This window comes from Ensifer sp. D2-11 (assembly GCF_054161295.1).
Genome location: NZ_CP096435.1, coordinates 1,121,451 through 1,138,005, shown reverse-complemented (window position 1 = coordinate 1,138,005; position 16,555 = coordinate 1,121,451). Strand labels below are relative to the sequence as shown.

Annotated in this window: 13 protein-coding genes and 1 pseudogene; 9 read left to right on the top strand and 5 right to left on the bottom strand. The window is 58.6% G+C overall.

Features of this window, described 5'->3' with window-relative positions; translation table 11 throughout:
* Positions 1-9: 9 nt before the first annotated feature.
* A complete protein-coding gene (traI, locus tag M1D34_RS31105) occupies positions 10-636 on the bottom strand; it encodes an acyl-homoserine-lactone synthase (RefSeq protein WP_498785196.1) in 627 nt (208 codons plus the stop codon).
* Positions 637-987: 351 nt separating this feature from the next.
* Between traI and repA the strand changes: the two genes are divergently transcribed.
* The 5 genes from repA to M1D34_RS31080 all read left to right on the top strand — a co-directional run bounded on the left by repA (position 988) and on the right by M1D34_RS31080 (position 5,580).
* Positions 988-2,211, top strand: a complete 1,224-nt coding sequence (gene repA / locus M1D34_RS31100; RefSeq protein WP_498785194.1) for a plasmid partitioning protein RepA — start codon at positions 988-990, stop codon at positions 2,209-2,211.
* Entirely contained in the window at positions 2,208-3,233 is a 1,026-nt protein-coding gene (gene repB / locus M1D34_RS31095) for a plasmid partitioning protein RepB (RefSeq protein ID WP_498785192.1), read from the top strand. The genes repA and repB overlap by 4 nt, the downstream gene beginning before the upstream one ends.
* Positions 3,234-3,930: 697 nt before the next feature.
* Positions 3,931-4,467, top strand: a complete 537-nt coding sequence (gene repC / locus M1D34_RS31090; protein ID WP_498786217.1) for a plasmid replication protein RepC — start codon at positions 3,931-3,933, stop codon at positions 4,465-4,467.
* Positions 4,428-5,162, top strand: a complete 735-nt coding sequence (locus M1D34_RS31085) for an NYN domain-containing protein (RefSeq protein WP_498785190.1) — start codon at positions 4,428-4,430, stop codon at positions 5,160-5,162. Before repC ends, M1D34_RS31085 begins: the two co-directional genes overlap by 40 nt.
* 103 nt (positions 5,163-5,265) lie before the next feature.
* Positions 5,266-5,580 carry a DUF2934 domain-containing protein gene (locus tag M1D34_RS31080; RefSeq protein WP_498785188.1) on the top strand — a complete coding sequence of 105 codons (315 nt, stop codon included), beginning with the start codon at positions 5,266-5,268 and terminating at the stop codon, positions 5,578-5,580.
* A 4-nt stretch (positions 5,581-5,584) separates the two neighbouring features.
* Here M1D34_RS31080 and M1D34_RS31075 read toward each other — a convergent pair whose 3' ends face one another.
* On the bottom strand, positions 5,585-6,751 hold the full coding sequence (locus tag M1D34_RS31075) for a site-specific integrase (RefSeq protein ID WP_498785186.1): 1,167 nt from the start codon (positions 6,749-6,751) through the stop codon (positions 5,585-5,587).
* A 70-nt stretch (positions 6,752-6,821) separates the two neighbouring features.
* Between M1D34_RS31075 and M1D34_RS31070 the strand changes: the two genes are divergently transcribed.
* Together M1D34_RS31070 and M1D34_RS31065 are read left to right on the top strand one after the other, a co-directional pair.
* Entirely contained in the window at positions 6,822-7,100 is a 279-nt protein-coding gene (locus M1D34_RS31070) for a type II toxin-antitoxin system Phd/YefM family antitoxin (protein ID WP_498785184.1), read from the top strand.
* Positions 7,087-7,517 (top strand): annotated as a pseudogene (locus M1D34_RS31065) (plasmid maintenance toxin (PemK-like)). Before M1D34_RS31070 ends, M1D34_RS31065 begins: the two are co-directional and overlap by 14 nt.
* Before the next feature lie 522 nt (positions 7,518-8,039).
* Here the strand turns inward: M1D34_RS31065 and M1D34_RS31060 are convergent.
* From M1D34_RS31060 to M1D34_RS31050, 3 genes are all read right to left on the bottom strand, one after another.
* Positions 8,040-9,689, bottom strand: coding sequence for a DNA recombination protein RmuC (locus tag M1D34_RS31060; protein WP_498785182.1), 1,650 nt, complete (start codon positions 9,687-9,689; stop codon positions 8,040-8,042).
* 944 nt (positions 9,690-10,633) lie between these two features.
* On the bottom strand, positions 10,634-11,455 hold the full coding sequence (locus M1D34_RS31055; RefSeq protein ID WP_498785180.1) for a DUF3800 domain-containing protein: 822 nt from the start codon (positions 11,453-11,455) through the stop codon (positions 10,634-10,636).
* 164 nt (positions 11,456-11,619) lie between these two features.
* The gene (locus M1D34_RS31050) at positions 11,620-12,177 is read right to left on the bottom strand and encodes a hypothetical protein (RefSeq protein WP_498785178.1); all 558 of its coding nucleotides are present in this window, start codon (positions 12,175-12,177) and stop codon (positions 11,620-11,622) included.
* Between the two features lie 404 nt (positions 12,178-12,581).
* Here M1D34_RS31050 and M1D34_RS31045 point away from each other — a divergent pair, with 404 nt between their 5' ends.
* Entirely contained in the window at positions 12,582-13,436 is an 855-nt protein-coding gene (locus M1D34_RS31045; RefSeq protein WP_498785177.1) for a hypothetical protein, read from the top strand.
* A complete protein-coding gene (locus tag M1D34_RS31040) occupies positions 13,429-16,554 on the top strand; it encodes a DEAD/DEAH box helicase (protein WP_498785175.1) in 3,126 nt (1,041 codons plus the stop codon). Before M1D34_RS31045 ends, M1D34_RS31040 begins: the two co-directional genes overlap by 8 nt.
* Position 16,555: the final 1 nt, after the last annotated feature.

Below are 16,555 nucleotides of genomic sequence, written 5' to 3'. Positions count from 1 at the left end.
GATGTCTCCTTACGCTGATTGGCCAAAAGGGCTGATGATTTTAGAGCGGTAGTTGGCGGGGCGGAGCTTCATGAATGTGTCCGCGCGCGCCGGCAGAGTGCCCGCGACGGCCACGGTCGTTCCGATCGTCCTTGGCTCGCCAATGCGCTGAAGCGGCCAACCAACGCGGGCGGGGATCCGTTCGAACCGAAGGTCCGTCACCGTGACGATTTCGGTGAAGCGGTTCGCCACCGACCATTCGATGATCCCCGCGAGCATGGTGAGCGTCGCCTCATGAATGGAGCCGCCTCCCCTGCCCTCAGCAAGGGAGGTGTCCACGCAAAAGCGCGAACTCTCGACCATGGAGGAATGAGCGTTGAGGTGACCGGCAGACAGGAGCGAGGGGAAAACGTTGGCCACCATCGTGGGGCCGAGTGCGGGAAGCAGACGCGCACATCCAACGACTCGACCGTTGCTCGACACGGCCAGGATGTAGGTCGGTAAAAGATCGTCGAAAGCATCCGACTCACAGCCTCCGGCGACATTGACTTCCCAGCCCAAACGATCGGCAAAGATGCGGGCGCGCAGTTGGTGGTGGCTATGGAGAAGTTGGGCTTCTTCGATATTTCGCGGCTTTGAGATCGCGACAATCTGCATGAAATTCTCCGTCGTTGCTGGACGTCGGGGAAATCGCACGAATCGGAATCGGGCGGCAGTTGTAGGATTCAACAAGGTCGGCTGAAGCGAGCTGGCGCAAATTGGAGTGGAAAAATTGGGGACTGCGCAGTGTGATCGTAGGAGTTAAAGGAGAACAATCAGGGATTAAGGAGAGCGCCAAAATCGGCTAAGCTTCGGGTACAAACGGAAAAAGCCAGAACGCCTCCTGGTTTATTGGTCGCCGTTAACCCTTTGTTAACCCTAAACTTCTGGACGGGTCTGGAGAATCATGTTCTATCTCTCTGGCGGGTAAAGGCCGGTAAACCGGCAGTAGACCGCCAAGAGGAACAGATGGCGATAGCGAACCGAGTGGAATCAGTTGTTGGCACTAAGGAAGATGCGGCCAGCAAAATCACGCGCCACGCAGGGCTCCTGTCAGCGCAATTGCAGCAGCTCAGAACTCGCATGTATCCTCCGAAGTCGGAGAAAACGCTTCGTCCGTTTTTGACCAACGAAGTGTCGAAGCTGACGTCGATACCCGATTCCACGCTGAAGCTCATGTCCATCGAAGGGCGTGGACCCGTCCCGGGCAGGCTTGAGAACAACCATCGTGTCTACACGCTGGCGCAGATCAATGAGCTGCGAGAGTTCTTTGCTAAGCAGAAACCAGCGGAGGCCTTGCGATTCTTCCCTCGACGTCGTGCCGGTGAGCATCTCCAAATTCTTGCCATTGCCAATTTCAAGGGGGGCAGCGCAAAAACCACGACCTGCGTCCACCTTTCTCACTATCTGGCGCTTCAAGGTTATCGCGTTCTCGCACTCGACTTGGACCCTCAGGCATCGCTGTCAGCCATGTTCGGCGCCCAGCCAGAGGTGGACGTTGGCTCTAATGAAACCATCTACGCTGCCTTGCGCTACGACGAAGCCGAGCGGCGCCCGATCCGCGACATCATTCGCAAGACCTACTTCGAGGGGATCGATCTAATTCCCGGGAACCTCGAAGTGATGGAGTATGAGCATGAAACACCGCGCGTCTTGGCGAATAAGTCGAGCTCCGGCGCGATCTTCTTCGAGCGGTTGAAGCTCGCCCTTTCGGAAGTCGAGCCTGACTACGACGTCGTAATCCTGGACACCCCACCGTCACTGGGCTTTCTGACGCTGAGCGCGATATATGCGGCGACCAGCATGATCATAACAGTGCATCCGGCCATGCTGGACGTGGCCTCGATGAGCCAGTTCCTTCTGATGATGGGCGACCTGATTAGCGTTCTGAATGAGAGTGGAGCTCAGCTGGATCAGGACTTCATCCGATATCTCGTGACGCGGCATGATCCCAATGATGCGCCGCAGTCGCAGGTCGTCGCAATGCTCCGGCACATGTTCGGGACTGATGTCCTGTTGCCCACTGCCATCGAAAGCACAGCCGTCGAAGCAGCGGGCCTAGCGAAACGTTCGATATACGAAATGGAAATGGGCCAGATCGGACGGGATACCCACAAGCGTGCGCGTGAAGCCGTTGACGCGGTCAATGAAGCAATCATCCGCCTTATCAACGACAGCTGGGGGCGGACATGAGCAAGTCATCTCGCAAATCGATTGTAGCCAGTTTTGGTCTGCTGTCTGCAGAACTGGAGGGAAAGCTTGCAGACGACCACCAACCTGCGCCCCCTGCCCCGTCGCCGCGTGTCGGTGCCGGCGTTATAGGTGCAACACACCGGGCAATCGAGGAGATCCGAACGGAGCGGGATCTGTTGAAGGCGCTGGTCGAGTCAGGCGGCGGTGCGATTCGAGAGCTGGATCCCTCTCTGATCGACCCCTCCCCTTATCCGGATAGACTGCCGGACGATGACGCGGCAGGCTTTGAGGTATTCAAGCGTTCGATTGAGACCGAGGGACAAAAGGTTCCGGTCCAGGTTCGAAAACACCCCTCCTCCCCTGGTCGCCACCAGATCGTTTATGGTCATCGGCGGTGGCTTGCTGCCAAGCAGCTCGGCAAGTCAGTCCGCGCGATCGAAGTAGAGATTTCAGACCTGGACCTCGTCGTGGCGCAGGGCATTGAGAATGCAAGCCGCCAGGACCTGACCTGGATCGAACGCGCCCTGTTTGCGTCGCGAATGGATGATGCGGGAATCAAGCCCCGTGACATATACGCGGCACTATCGATCGATGACGCAGAACTCGCCAAGATGCGCAGCGTCTATCGATCGGTTCCTACCGACGTGATTGAAGCAATTGGTCGCGCGCCCAAGATAGGTAGGCCGCGCTGGCTTGAGTTTGCTAAAGCGATAGCCAACGACCCGGAATCTCTTTCAGCAGCCCGCCAGGTACTGTCGGGAGCGCGCGAACGGTTATCTGTGTCCGATCAACGCTTTCAGCGGGCTTTCGAGGTCATAAAGCCGTCGAGCAAGATGGATCGGAACAGTACGGCAATCTCGGATGCCAATGGCCGCAAACTTGGTGCCTGGAAGATCTCGCCCAAGGAAGTTCGAATTTCTGCAGATGGGCCTCTTGGTGTCGAGTTTGTGAAATTCGTTGGGGACGAGCTCCCCGCGCTCATCGAACGCTTCTCTAGGCAGCGTGAAAATCAAAACCCCTGACAGCTGTCAGGGGAGCCGTCGGATACGGGAACACGAAAGGCGCTGTTAAGAGCAAATGGAAGCGATGATCGGCGAGCTGGATAGGCTGTTTTTTGCCGGCAACGGGTTTGTTACTTCGGCAGCCGAGTGGCGGCGTCGAAGTGCTTCATGCCTTCGAAGTGAGGCATCCAACGAATAATCCTGTCAGCTGACAGGATTTCGGTGCCGGGTTTCCTTAAGGTCTCCTCCGCGGTCGGAAATAGCGCGCCAGCGATGCTCACGCGAATGGAGGAACTGTAGAGATACACCGGCAGCAGAGATCTACGGCGACGTGAATTTGCGCGGCGACATAGTTCCTCGAAGCGCTAGTCCAGCTTGCTGAGAAAATCCTGTCAGCTGCCAGGGTTTTAGCGAGAGTTCTGTCGCAGTCGACTACAGGCTCCTGAAAGATGAGAACCTTGAAACGGTCGGACAGCACATACGTTTTGGTATGAGCGGCCCGACTTCTCTTTGTCGATCTGCCGGCGTCACGTCCGGAAACTGCTCTCCGCCTATATGAGGAGGCGGGCTGCCGGCCGCAGCCCGAGCATGCGAGGGTCGCGGATATAGAGCCAATCCTCGACGAAATGCAATATTACGGGATGAGATCAAGAGCGGTCTGAAAATTCAGAAACAATCCAAAAGACACGGCCAGCAATGCTGTTCAAAATGAAATCACATACAGAATTCAAATACCGATTACAGCAATGAACTTGAACCTAGCTCTCGAAAAGAGCAGGGGGCGAAGCCGAGCAAGGACATGCGACCGACGAGTGTGCCAATCAAGGCATTCCCGTTAGGCATGGTGCTGCAGGCCTGCCCCGCTGTTGCTGATTACGCCCCTGGAGGAGCAATTGGTGACTGGCGGGACCTGATGTCGGCTGCAGTTGTCGTGCGATCAATGCTTGGGGTTAGCCCGTCGGCTTATCAGGATGCCTGCGAGGTCATGGGGCCTGAGAACGCCGCCGTTGCCATGGCCTGCATTCTTGAAAGGGCAGGGCACATCAACTCGCCTGGCGGCTATGTGCGTGATTTGACCGCCAAGGCGGGTCGAGGGGAGTTCTCGCTTGGGTCGATGTTGATGGCGCTGATGCGAGCAAATGCCGAAGGAAAGCCGGATAGTGCGATTGCAGAACGGCTGCTAAGCTTTGCCGAGTTCGAGGAGAGAGACATATCATGCCGTCTGAGCCAAGATCACCACGCCTTGCGGTCCTGATCGATGCCGACAATACCTCCGCCAAGATTGTCGACGGATTGTTCGAAGAGATTGCTCAACTCGGCGAGGCGAGCGTGCGGCGCATTTATGGAGATTTCTCAGGTACACGATCGAAAGCCTGGGCGGACGTGCTGGCCAAACACGCGATCATCCCGCAACAGCAGTTCGCCTACACCACAGGAAAGAACGCTTCCGACATAACGTTGGTGATCGACGCCATGGACCTCCTGCATAGCGGGCGCTTTGACGGCTTCTGCCTCGTTTCGTCCGACAGTGATTTCACACGACTGGCAGCACGTATTCGCGAGCAGGGCATCGATGTCTTCGGCTTTGGCGAACAAAAGACGCCGGAGAGCTTTCGGCAGGCCTGTCGCAGGTTCGTGTACACCGAAAACCTATTGGCTGGAGCGATAAAGGATGATCAAAGCGCCGCCTCGGCCGAAAGCCCACTGCAGCCGGTGAGCGCGGCCATGCCGCTGATCAAGAAGGTGCTCTCGCAGGAGGAAACCGAGGATGGTTGGGTAAACCTCGGCACGGTGGGTAAGCAATTGCTCAACCTCGCGCCAGACTTTGATCCGCGTACCTTTGGCTTCCGCAAACTTAGTGATCTTGTCCGTAAGACAAAACAGCTCGAGGTGCAGCAGGCCGCGGGAGGGTCCATCAGTATTCGACTGAGGCAACACGGCAAAGCATAGCGCCGGTTGCGAAGCATGCCCTCTTTGACCTAAGTTCCTCATGAAGACGAAACCAGGCCGCTGCCAAGCATTACTTCCCCTCAGTCGACAAGGAGCCTCTGCCATGAAGACAGACGACGAAGAACTGACCAGGAGGCGAGCCTATGAGCTGTGGGAGAAAGCAGGGCGACCAGACGGGGACGGTCTCAGGTACTGGTTTCAGGCAGCGAACGAAATCGAATCTACACGGGTAAATGGCGCCGACGTGCTGGAGAATGCGGCGGTTTTCGGCGAACCCGATGAACCTGCGTTGGCTACAAAAGCAAACAAGGCGCCGAACTCTGCGGCGAGTAAGCAGCCAGACAGTGCGAAATCGCCGAAGAGGCGCACCGTTTCCAAACCTGGCGACAAGACAGGTAAACGGACTGAGAACCGTTAGGCGGTCAGACGATCAGACGTGCCGCCCGGCCCGATTTTCGCTCCGCATTGTTGTAGTAGCGCGCTGCCTGCGTCACCGACTTGTGCAACGACTGTTGCATCGCTTCGGGCAGCGGGATGCCGCGGTCGGCGGCCTCGGTCAGATAGCCTGACCTTAACCCATGCGCCGAAAACAGCGCCGGATCGAGGCCGGCCTGTTTGCAGCGGCCCTTCAGGATCAGATTGACGGATTGCGGGGTCAGTGCGCGGCGGTCGACATTGCCCCATTGGTCGATGCGGCGGAAGATTGGCCCATCCTTGATCCCGGATTCGGTCAGCCAACGCTTCAGCGCGGTCACAGGCCGGCCGATCAGAAGCACGTGTTCGTTATCGCCGGCCTTCGTCGTCTTGGTGCGCCCAAGGTGGATCGAAAGACAGGAGAGGGGAGGGGATGCGGCGTCGGCGCGGACCGGTTCTTCCTCGACGAGATCTTCAACGCGAAGACCTGCGACTTCTGAACGGCGACGACCGCCGGAGGCGAAGGCGGTTAACAGCAGCGCGCAATCGCGCCAGTCGACCAGGCGCTCGCCGGCACAAGTCTCGAGCAGCTTCGCCAGGACATCACTGGTGACCGCCTTGTTGCTCTTGCGCTGCCGCGGCCGGCTGCTCGCCTTCACCGCCAGCCTGAGCGCACTCTTCAGCGACGGCGCGCCGAAAGCGCCGGTCAGGCCCCGCCAGCGCGTGAGGATCGACCAGGAGGTCAGCCGCCGCCGCACCGTCGCCGGCGCGTGCGGGCCAGTGGCTTTGAGCAGATTGCCGGCGCGCAGGGCGCTTTCCACCTCGATGGGCATGCCGTGGGCCGGATCCTCAGCGCGTTTGACGGGATCCCAAAGGTGGTGGGCAACGAATTTTAGTAGCAGCGCTTCCGGCGCCGGCCAGGGGAGGGGAGTGCCGGTCACGAGCCGACACCAGGCCTCGAGATAGGCGAGATCCGAGGCCAGCGCCCTGAGCGTGTTTTCGCTCATGCCTTCGCCGGCGAGATGTTTGAGCGCGGCGACGTCGTCGTCGGTCAGCAGCGCCGCGAGCTGGTCACGCCGGTCGAACGGCAGGATGGCGTCGAGTGCGTCCAGCTGTTCGGCACGGCGGTGGACCGCTTGGCTGTCTGAGCCCGCCGCTCTATGATTATCGACCATGGTGCGTAGCCTTCGGTGCTCTTGCGGAAGTTACGGAAAATCCGTATATTCCGGAAAAAGGAGTGTTGAAATGAGGTCGACCGTGACCGCCGCGGCGGTTTCCAAGAATTTCGGGGCCTACCAGGATGCCGCTGTGCGCGAGCCGGTGATCATCACCAAGAATGGTCGCCCGCGTACCGTGCTCCTTGCCTATGAGGACTATCTGCGGCTGTCGCGCCGCGACCGCCGCGTCGAGGCGACGGCGGATCTGAACGACGACGATCTTGCCGCGGTCGAAAAATCCGAAATGGAGCCGGGCTTCGATCATCTCAATGCCGAACTGCTGACGGACAAGCATGCTGCCGACTGAAATCAAGGTCGGCCACGTCTTCCGCTATTCCTATCTCTGGCACTGGCAACACCTCGAAGGCCGCGAAGCGGGCGACAAGGATCGTCCCTGCCTGGTGTTGGCGTTGGTCACCACGCTTGAGGACGGCACGCCGGTGGTGCGCGTGCTGCCGATCACCCATACGCCGCCGGCCCGCGCCGACGAGGCAATCGAGATCCAGCCGGCCACCAAGCGCCGGCTCGGGCTCGATGGCGAGCGTTCCTGGATCGTGCTTTCCGAAAGCAATCGTTTTGCCTGGCCGGGACCGGACATTCGGCCGGTCGACAGCGACGGCGGCTATTTCGGGCCATTGCCGCCGGGGTTTTTGCCGAGGTCAAGCGCCGCTTCGTCGAACTCGCTCGCGCCCAGCGACACAGGCCTACCGCCCGTACCGAGTAAACGTGCTAAGACAGCGTCCTTTCTCATTCCTGCTCCGGTGTGGTTTGGCGCGAGCTTAGGCGATTTGCGACTCCAAATTCATCACTATCGATACTGGGTCCCTATCGATAGTGACTTGAGCGCAGGAAAGGTCGACCGGATGACGGAAACATGAAGGCATTTAGCTTCCGTTTGCGAAATACCATACGTTAATTCATATGGTTAATCGTTCATGAATGATCGCAGGTGCCGGAGAGGTGCTCCCTGACATCTGCGCCGGTAGGTATCAACGAGCGCGTCGCCCGCTCCCCGGGACAGCCGGCGGCGCAAAACTGCCAGCGCTTGTCGAGTTTGTGACGGCGCGACGCTCGTCTGCGCCAACCTGGTGCCGGTTCCGAAAGTGCGAGTTCGATTGCCCGGCCATGGTCGGTCATCCGCGACATCATGCCGCTAGTTAATGTGGCCATCGGGCCCAACTCACCCAGCAAATGGAACTGAAACGTCTGAGAATGTGATCGGATGCGCGTTGACAAGTGTTGAAATTCAGGCCGACAGTTTTCCGTCAGCCTCGGCATCATCATCGTCGAAACCAAGGTCCTCTTCCAGCGTCTCGATCAAGACCTGCGCATCGTTTGCAGGTAGGATTTCAACGTTGCGTAGCTTACGGTTGATGGCGCGGCCTCGCACCTCGACATTGTCGATCTGGTTGGACGCTTCCTGCAGCTTCTTTTTAACCTTCTCCAGCACTGGGCCGAATTTACCAAACTCCTCTTTGACCGCGGAAAGAACCTGCCACACTTCGCTTGAACGTTCCTGGATTGCAAGTGTGCGGAATCCCATCTGCAGACTGCTAAGAATGGCGGTGAGGGTTGTCGGTCCGGCCACTGTAACGCGATAGGTTCGCTGGAGGTCGTCGCACAGTCCCGGGCGGCGGATGATCTCGGCGTAAAGGCCTTCCGTTGGCAGAAACAGGATCGCGAAATCTGTCGTCTTCGGTGGACGAATGTACTTACTTGAGATGTCCTTGGCCGAGTTCTTGATGCGTGTCTCCAAAGCCTTTGAGGCTTCCTCGACAGCGGCAATGTCCCCGATCTCTGAGGCCGCCTGCAGCCGTTCATAATCCTCAATCGGAAATTTCGCGTCGATCGGCAGCAGGCACTCTTCTGTCTCGCCGGAGCCGGGGAGCCGGATTGCGTATTCGACACGTTCGTTGCCGAATTCGGACATGGTGGCGTTCGCCACATATTGTGCAGGCGTCAATATTTGTTCCAGCAGAGCTCCAAGTTGCACCTCGCCCCACGACCCGCGTGATTTGACGTTCGTGAGCACGCGTTTCAAATCGCCGACGCCCGTCGCCAAGTTCTGCATTTCACCCAGGCCCTGATGAACCGCTTCGAGGCGTTCGCTGACGATCTTGAAGGAGTCTCCAAGCCGCTTGTCGAGCGTACCCTGCAGCTTCTCATCGACGGTGACGCGCATCTGTTCGAGCTTCTCACCATTCTCTCTGCGCAATACGCCGAGCTGGTTTTCTACGCTGAGCTTTAGTGCTTCGCCCGTCTGCGTGTTCTTCTCGCTCAACGCCTCCAGGCGCTTGCCAAAATCCTCGTGTTGGGCGCGCTGGATATCAAACATCTGCTGGTTCTGTTCGATCGAGTTCTTGGCAAAGCGGTCCAGGCTAGCTGTCACCGTTTCCGTCAGTGCCTTTGTCCGCTCGCCGGCATCGGCCTTCATCGCATCGAGATTCTGGATGACCTGGTCACGAAGTTCCCGGAACGTGGTGAGGAGGGCTTCCTGGTTTTTGGAGAACTGGGCTGCGCTGTCGCTCGCCATCTGGCGAAGCGTCTGGGAAACCTGATCCAGGTTTTCCTTCTGGTGTTTCGCCGCCTCGGCGGACTGCGTCCGCAAGGTTTCGGCGAGTGCCGCAATGCTCTTTGTGACCTCCTCACGCAAATCCTTGGCGGATGCCGTGCCTTCTTCGCGAGCAGCCCGAAGATCGTCACGCACATTGCGCTCAATGCGCTCCTGGGCCATTTCCAGGGCGCTCAGTTTTGCCGCCGCGGGATCGGCATCAAGCTTTCCGGCCAACCTTGAAAGGCGGCTTATAACCACAAAAACGACGAGGAGCGATACGAAAGAGCTGAAGGCGGCCGCGCCCCACAAGCTCCACTGAATGTATTCCTGATCCACAAGCATGGTCCCGCCTGATCCCCAACCAATCTGGCGGCTACGAGAATCAGTAGCCGACATCTTTGGGAAGAAGGCACGTATTTTGGGCAACCCTCAAGTAGTGGCGCGCCTAACGCTGCGCCTTGTGGATAAATGTTCCTCTCCCCCGCTCGATCTGCTTATCTGTCTACGATGCTTTGGTGTTGAATCACGGGAACCTTCATCTCTGGGATATCGACGTTGAAGAAGCTGAGGCATCATGCCTGCGGATCAGATTCAGGGCGGTCGGCTTCCACCTTGTCGACCACGAGCTTCTTGCAGGTCGCATTTTTGAATTCGGCGCGATCCAACGGCTTAGCTAACTACGTGAGGGTATCGGCGTTCGTATCCGTTCAAGAGCTTTATGCCCGATGTGTCAGCCCCAAGCGGACATCCTTGTCAACAGTGAACGGCTGCTTTGCGCCCCCATTTTGGCCGTTCTCGCCGTATCCCAAAGTACCTAGAAGCTGACATGAAATCGGCCTGGGAATGCAGCTATAAGTTAGCGGGCGCGTCATCCGTAGTTGGCTTGTGATCATATCGGATACTTCTCGTCAGAATACTTAGACACGAGAGCGAATGCCCGCAAACCATCAACATCGCAGCCTGCTGTGGGCAAGGTGGTCGGGATCGAGCTTCTCATCGACGAAGGCGGCAGCCGCGCGGACGGTGACGGTGGACGTCATCGCGCGGTGGGATGTCGACAACAACAGCGGCTTGGTGATAGGTTACGAGGGAACGAGCGATGCCAGTTCGTACATGATTTCGACGAATGGTTGCGTTCGTACCGCCGTCAGGTTAATTCGGTTTAACGAAAAATTCCTTGCAACAAGTCATGGGGTACGATAGTTATTCGGTCGGGCCTGGCCCACGAGATCGCCTTTGCGGTCGCCCAAAAGCCTCGATGGAAACGTCGGAGGCTTTTTGAGTTTTTAGGCCTTCCGTTCGACATTCTCAAAGCAGCTATATTTGGATCCGAGCATCGGCCGCTCGTCTTCCTTGATATGGCAGTCAATCAGCTTTCCGTCGTCGGTCAGGCGCTGGTAAGGACGATTGCTGGCGTGATAGCCGCCCATGCAGATCGGCCATAGGTACAGATCCGCCAGTTGCGCCATCGGCGAAGTCTTCTGCTTGGTCTTGAACTCGTAGAGCGTCTGAGTCAACTGCTCGGTGGTCAAGGGGCCGTACTTATCGGAATTGTCCTTAGCGAACGGCATTCCCTCCGCCTTTAGAGCCTTGTAGTAGCCCTCCAGGTTCGCATCTTCAGCCTTGTTGCAGCGCTCAGGATGCACGCGCAGCTTCATGCCCTGGGCCATAGCGTATTTCGCGGCGCGTTCGACGACGACAGTGAATGCGGTTTTGCAGAGCATCCAAGGATTCTGCTTGTACTGCTCGAGGTATCGTCCACAGTATCCGGGACGGTCGATAGTGCACGCGATACCGACCACGGGCGCCTCTCGCATCAGAATGTAAAGTTCCTCGTAAAATGCTCCCAGCTTGTCCTTCTCCCAGCCCCGCAGGAAATCGAAGTTCTCGTTCTGCGATCTGATTTCCGACGAGTGCAAGGGCGCCGTGATTTCCCATTTCTCACAGAACTTTGAATGAAGGTCTCGGGCGTTGTCCTCTTCGTCACTTCGAACCAGGATGCCCCCGAGTGCGAACCAGTCGTACCCGTGCGCCGCCTTCTTCCCGACCTTGTGGGTGGGATGTCTAGTTCCGGAATCGTCGAGGTAGAGGTTCAAGGTAACAGGCAAGGCAATCTCTCGTGGCAGTCGATCGGATTCGTTCTACTCGACTACTGATACCCGCGAATACATAATTTTTGCTCACTACCATTTCATCATCCACCTTGATCTCGCTCAGTACCTGGTCAAGCTTGCGGCGGTCCGTGAGGAATGTCGCACGAAGCTGGCGGCAGTCAGGCGGCTGGTTCAGTCCTGACGACGGCGGTCGGCAGAAGGTCAAGCACAGCAGCCAGATCTTCGTTCAGCACCAAGAAGGGCATCCTGTCGGTCTTGTAGGAGTGCGCGAGGTGGTACCTGTGATTGCCGCCCTGGATACCGATCTGATCGCCAACGCGGTTGATCAGCGGAGGAGTCACAGGCAGCCCCTTAAACCAGCGAAAAGCGGTTCCCTCACTCCCACGCCTATACTGTCTGTGCCATGGATCCTTGTCACGGCTAGAGTGGTACGTCAGCTTTCCATGGACATCGGCCACGTCGGCTTCGATCAATGCGAACTGGTCTCCCGGATGCAAATCAGGGTCATTGCCATCGGAGGCTAGATAGAAATGTGCGGGATCCAGATCCCACTGCGCCGTCAGATCAGCCGGAGGCGCAACGCGACCCTTGCTCCACTTGACCCGCTCGGTGATTTCAATCGCTCGAGACACCTCGAATTCCTCGTCCAACTTGCCGTCGATCACATCCATAGCGACGATGGCGACCAGTCCTCGTCGGATTTCGTCTGCTGGCATCGCTCAGTCGTATCCTACAACCGCTTCACTGGCGCACACCATCGCCTCGGCTTTGGCACTGTCTCTTGGTTGTAGCAAACAGTCCGCAACCGGCCCAGTAACGGAAATGATTTCCGGTTATGTCTCGACGTTGGTCATAGAGACCGGTCACCGCGCCTGCCGGAAGGTGACACTGTCCTACCAGCGGCGTTACGTCGCCTATTGCGCCCCCATTGAGCCATCCCAATCCCAGCTAGCCTGCCTGAAGCTGACGTTTTGGAAGTTCCGAAACCTCTCCGCGCCGTCGGCGATGACATGGGACCGGACTTCCCGCCGGTTTTGCCGATGCCGATCTGCCGAGTTCCTGGCCGATTGACTGCAACGTGAAGATGTGAAATTTCTCAGGCGGGGACTGGGAGCATCTGTTGATTTACACCAAGCATGAAGTAACGGTCGACGAGGTCCACCAATGGGCGGTCGTCCATGAAACCTGCGACCCCGACAAGGGTGACGATCCTTTCCTTCTACACGTCGCGAAAGCGATCAGGCGTATCTACGGAGAGGAAAAGTTCAGAGAAATGGCCGAGGCCATGCCGTCGATTCCGGCTCCTGCGGACGGCGTCGAGGCAAGCTTCCAGACCGAACGGTTGATGAAAATGTTCCGTGCAGGGCTGCCGAATCCTGATAAGGAGGGTAATAAGCCCGAGCATCTGAAGAACTTCCGATCGGAAACTGCGGAGATCATTGCCAGAGAGGCGTTGAGCACCGTATTCGGCTTCGCGACGCCGCCGGCTCTTCATGCCACGAAAGGAAATCGCAACCAGCCCGCGCTCGGCTTCGATGGGTGGAGCCTGGTGGCGAACGCGCAGGAGGAAGTCTCCCTCGTGCTGATCCAGGTCAAGGGCACTGACGACGAACGCCGGCCGCCAGGGGAAGCCGCGAAGCTCATCAAGGAGTGTGCCGCTGCGGCATCGGACGGGGAAAAGCTGAACGACTATCTTTGCGCCTGCGTCGTACGGTGCGAGGGTACGCCGTTAGGACACACTCTGATGAAGATGATGCTCGAGTTGGAGTCCACCGAACGTATCGAGAGAACGATTGTGTCGCCGGTGATCATACGAGGCAGGACAAGCGCCGATATCGAGGACCTGCGGTCTCTCCGGGACGCTGGAACCGACACGTATCTGCATGCGAGGGCGTTCGGCATGTCGCTGTCGATCGGAACCGAGCTAACCTCCTTCGGCCGCCTTGCCATGATGAAGGCGCGAAGCGATGGCTGACGTCGCGAACATCACCGATCACACCTATCTCGACCGGCTCGTCAAGCAGCTCGACGATGCCGCCTTCCAGGCTGCGTTCAACCAAGTGGCTTCGCAGGACGCCGGCCGACTGATCGAGCTGAAGCTTGGTGCGAAGGTCGCCTACGAACGCTGGGCGGCGACACTGGCGTTTCCTGCCAACGTTTTCTCGGCGTCGAACCAGCCACCCTACGACGGCACGCTGCAGGTCTTCGAGCAGTGGCAGGCCTATATTATTGCCGCGGAAGGAACCCGCAAGGTCGAACTTCGGGACGTGCTGCTAGCAACGGTAACAGGACTTGCGTCAAGACGGCAGGTCGAGCTGCGTCACCTCCTCAACACGCAAACAGTGACCGGCGTCCTCGAAGACCAGTCGAGGGCTCACGCATGGCCAAGACGTGTGCAGGACACGGTGTCACGTGCGCTCGTTCTCGTGGCTCGTCAGGGCGGAAAACCGGATATCGACAGCGCTCTGGCACGAGTTCAGGAGCTTAGCGAGCTGCAAAGAACGGTAGAAGAGGACTGGCTTCAATCTTCTGACCGTTCCGAGGAATCAGCGCTCAGCTTGCTTGGGCTGTATCACGCAGCGCAGGCCACGATCGTTGTCACCAACTATGTTCTGACGGGTGAATATCGCGGCATCAAAGGGCGGCCGGTCAATGTCCAGACCGAACTTTCCGTCCTCATGTCCAGAGCTTTCGAGTATGCCGAACTGTCGGCGGATCCCGAACTGATGACGTGGATCAAGTCGGTCGGGATGATCATCGCGAAGCTGCGCGCGGACACGGTGTGGGCGAACGGTTTCAATATTTCTCAATCGATCGACACGCTGATCCGCACGATCAGCGCCCGCAGCGGGCCCATGTACAGCATGCTACCGTCGCAGCAGGACGCGCTGGCTGGAAACCTTCTCGACGCGCAGCGGGAGGCAGTCGTCCTTCAGATGCCGACAAGTTCGGGCAAGACCCTCATGGCCGAGCTATCCGCGCTGCAGGCTCTTTCCAGCTACAGTGGAGCTAAAGTCGTTTACCTCACGCCCACGCGCGCGCTCGCCACGCAGGTGCGCAGGACGCTCGGCACCGATTTCGCCGAACTCGGCGTAGAGGTGACTGCAGCCAGCAGCGCATTCGAGGAGGACCCCTTCGAAATGGCCCTGCTCGACAGCGTTTCCGGCGTTGTCGTATCGACGCCGGAAAAGCTCGACCTGCTCCTGCGCGGCCGCGCGGAGTGGTTCGATCAGGTTCGCTTGGTGATCGTAGACGAGGCCCACCTGCTCACCGACGGGGAGCGAGGCGCTCGGCTGGAACTCCTGCTCGCGAACATACGGCGCGAACATCCGCATGTCCGACTGCTGCTGCTCACGCCTTTCGTCCAGAATGCCCAGGAAGTTGCGAGCTGGTTGAGCGAGGAGCGCGGAAGCGACGTCGACGTCCGGTGGCGCCCTTCCCGCCTGATCGTCGGACTGGCGAAGCTGACGGGACGAGGCAAGGGCCGCACGTTGGAGATCGAGTGGAGGGAGCCTCACCGCAGCAGGTCGGAGATATCAGACACCAAGCTGGCGCTCGACGAGAACGAGCGTCAGACATTGCGCGCCCACCCGAATGTCCGCACCACTGCGATCACGCTAAGCAAACGTCTGCGGATTCTGGGGCCGTCGCTCGGTATGTTCACAGCATCCCGGACGGATGCCGAAACAGCCGCGCTCGAAGTGGCGGAGGCGAAAGCCGAAATCGACCCGAATACGGCGCCGCCCGAGTTCCGCGTCGCGCTGGCCCTTGCTATAAGCGAATATGGTGAAGGCAGCGATTTGGCCAGATGCCTATCGAAAGGCGTGGCATTCCATCACTCAGCTCTCAGCAGCGAACTGCGCTACCTCGTCGAACGTCTCGCCAGCCTCGGCGTGCTCGACTACATCGCGGCCACGACAACACTGGCTCAGGGCATGAACTTCCCGGTTTCGAGCGTTGTGATCCACTCGGTGACTAAAGGTATGCCGGCCACGCCTCTGACGCCTGCGGAATTCTGGAACATCGCTGGGCGCGCAGGTCGCGTGGGTCTTTCCGAAAAAGGGGTCATCGTGTTCGCCAACCCCGGCCACCGGGCCCACTGGGAGCGGTACACGCAATATCTGTCCGAGCGGGTGGATTCCGCCCTGAAAGATGCGATCGGCAAGATCAACGAGACGGACTCCGTGAAGTGGACCTACAAAATCCACGAAGGCATTAGGCCGTTCATTCAATACCTCGGACATGCGGTAGCAAGTCTCGGAGTGCGACAGACTACTAGCGATCTCGATCGTCTCGTCACGGCCAGTCTCGCCGGCAGGTCTCCTCAGACGCGCGCCGCCCTGACGAGGCTTGCTCGGAAGTATCTTGCAGATGTGGCGAGCAAGGATCAGGGATACATGAAGGTCGCCGACCAGACCGGTCTGGCTTCGTTCAGTTTCGACGAGCTGTATGCATCGATCGCAGGGGATCCGGTTCTGCGGAACGGCGACGCCGAAACTCTGCGCGGTCAGGAGGGCCTGAAGCATTTGGTTGATGCGCTCGCCAAGCTTCCGGAACTATCGCTTGCCCTCGAGAAGGGCCACGGCGTCATCGACACGGAGGCGGTAGCCACAGTCGTGCATCGATGGATCAATGGCTCGACCGTTCGCGAAATCGCCGACCTCTTTACGGGAGAAGAGGCCGACAGGGTCCGGAATGCGGGCAAGTATGTTTTCGGACAGGTTTCTCAAATCGTGTCGTGGGGCGCCCACGCGTTCCTCTGCGGCCGAGGCATGAGTTCTCGGGACGAGGCGGACGAAGAACATCGGATGCTCCCGGCTTTCATACAGTACGGTGTGAATTCTCCGGAAGCGGTGGTGGCTTCGATAATGGGCGTTCCCCGCCACGCCGCGACCGGCATCTCCGAAGTGTATAGACGCAGAAACGGCAATCTTACCCCGGAAGGATCGAGCCAGTTCAAGGCGTTTCTCCAGGAGAGCCTTGTGGAGGACTGGGCAGAGGCCATCGAAGGCACGACCGTGGGGGCATACGTCTCGGCGGCCGATCTTCGGACCGTCTGGCGCGACGCCCAAGGCCTGAACCGAAGACACTAGA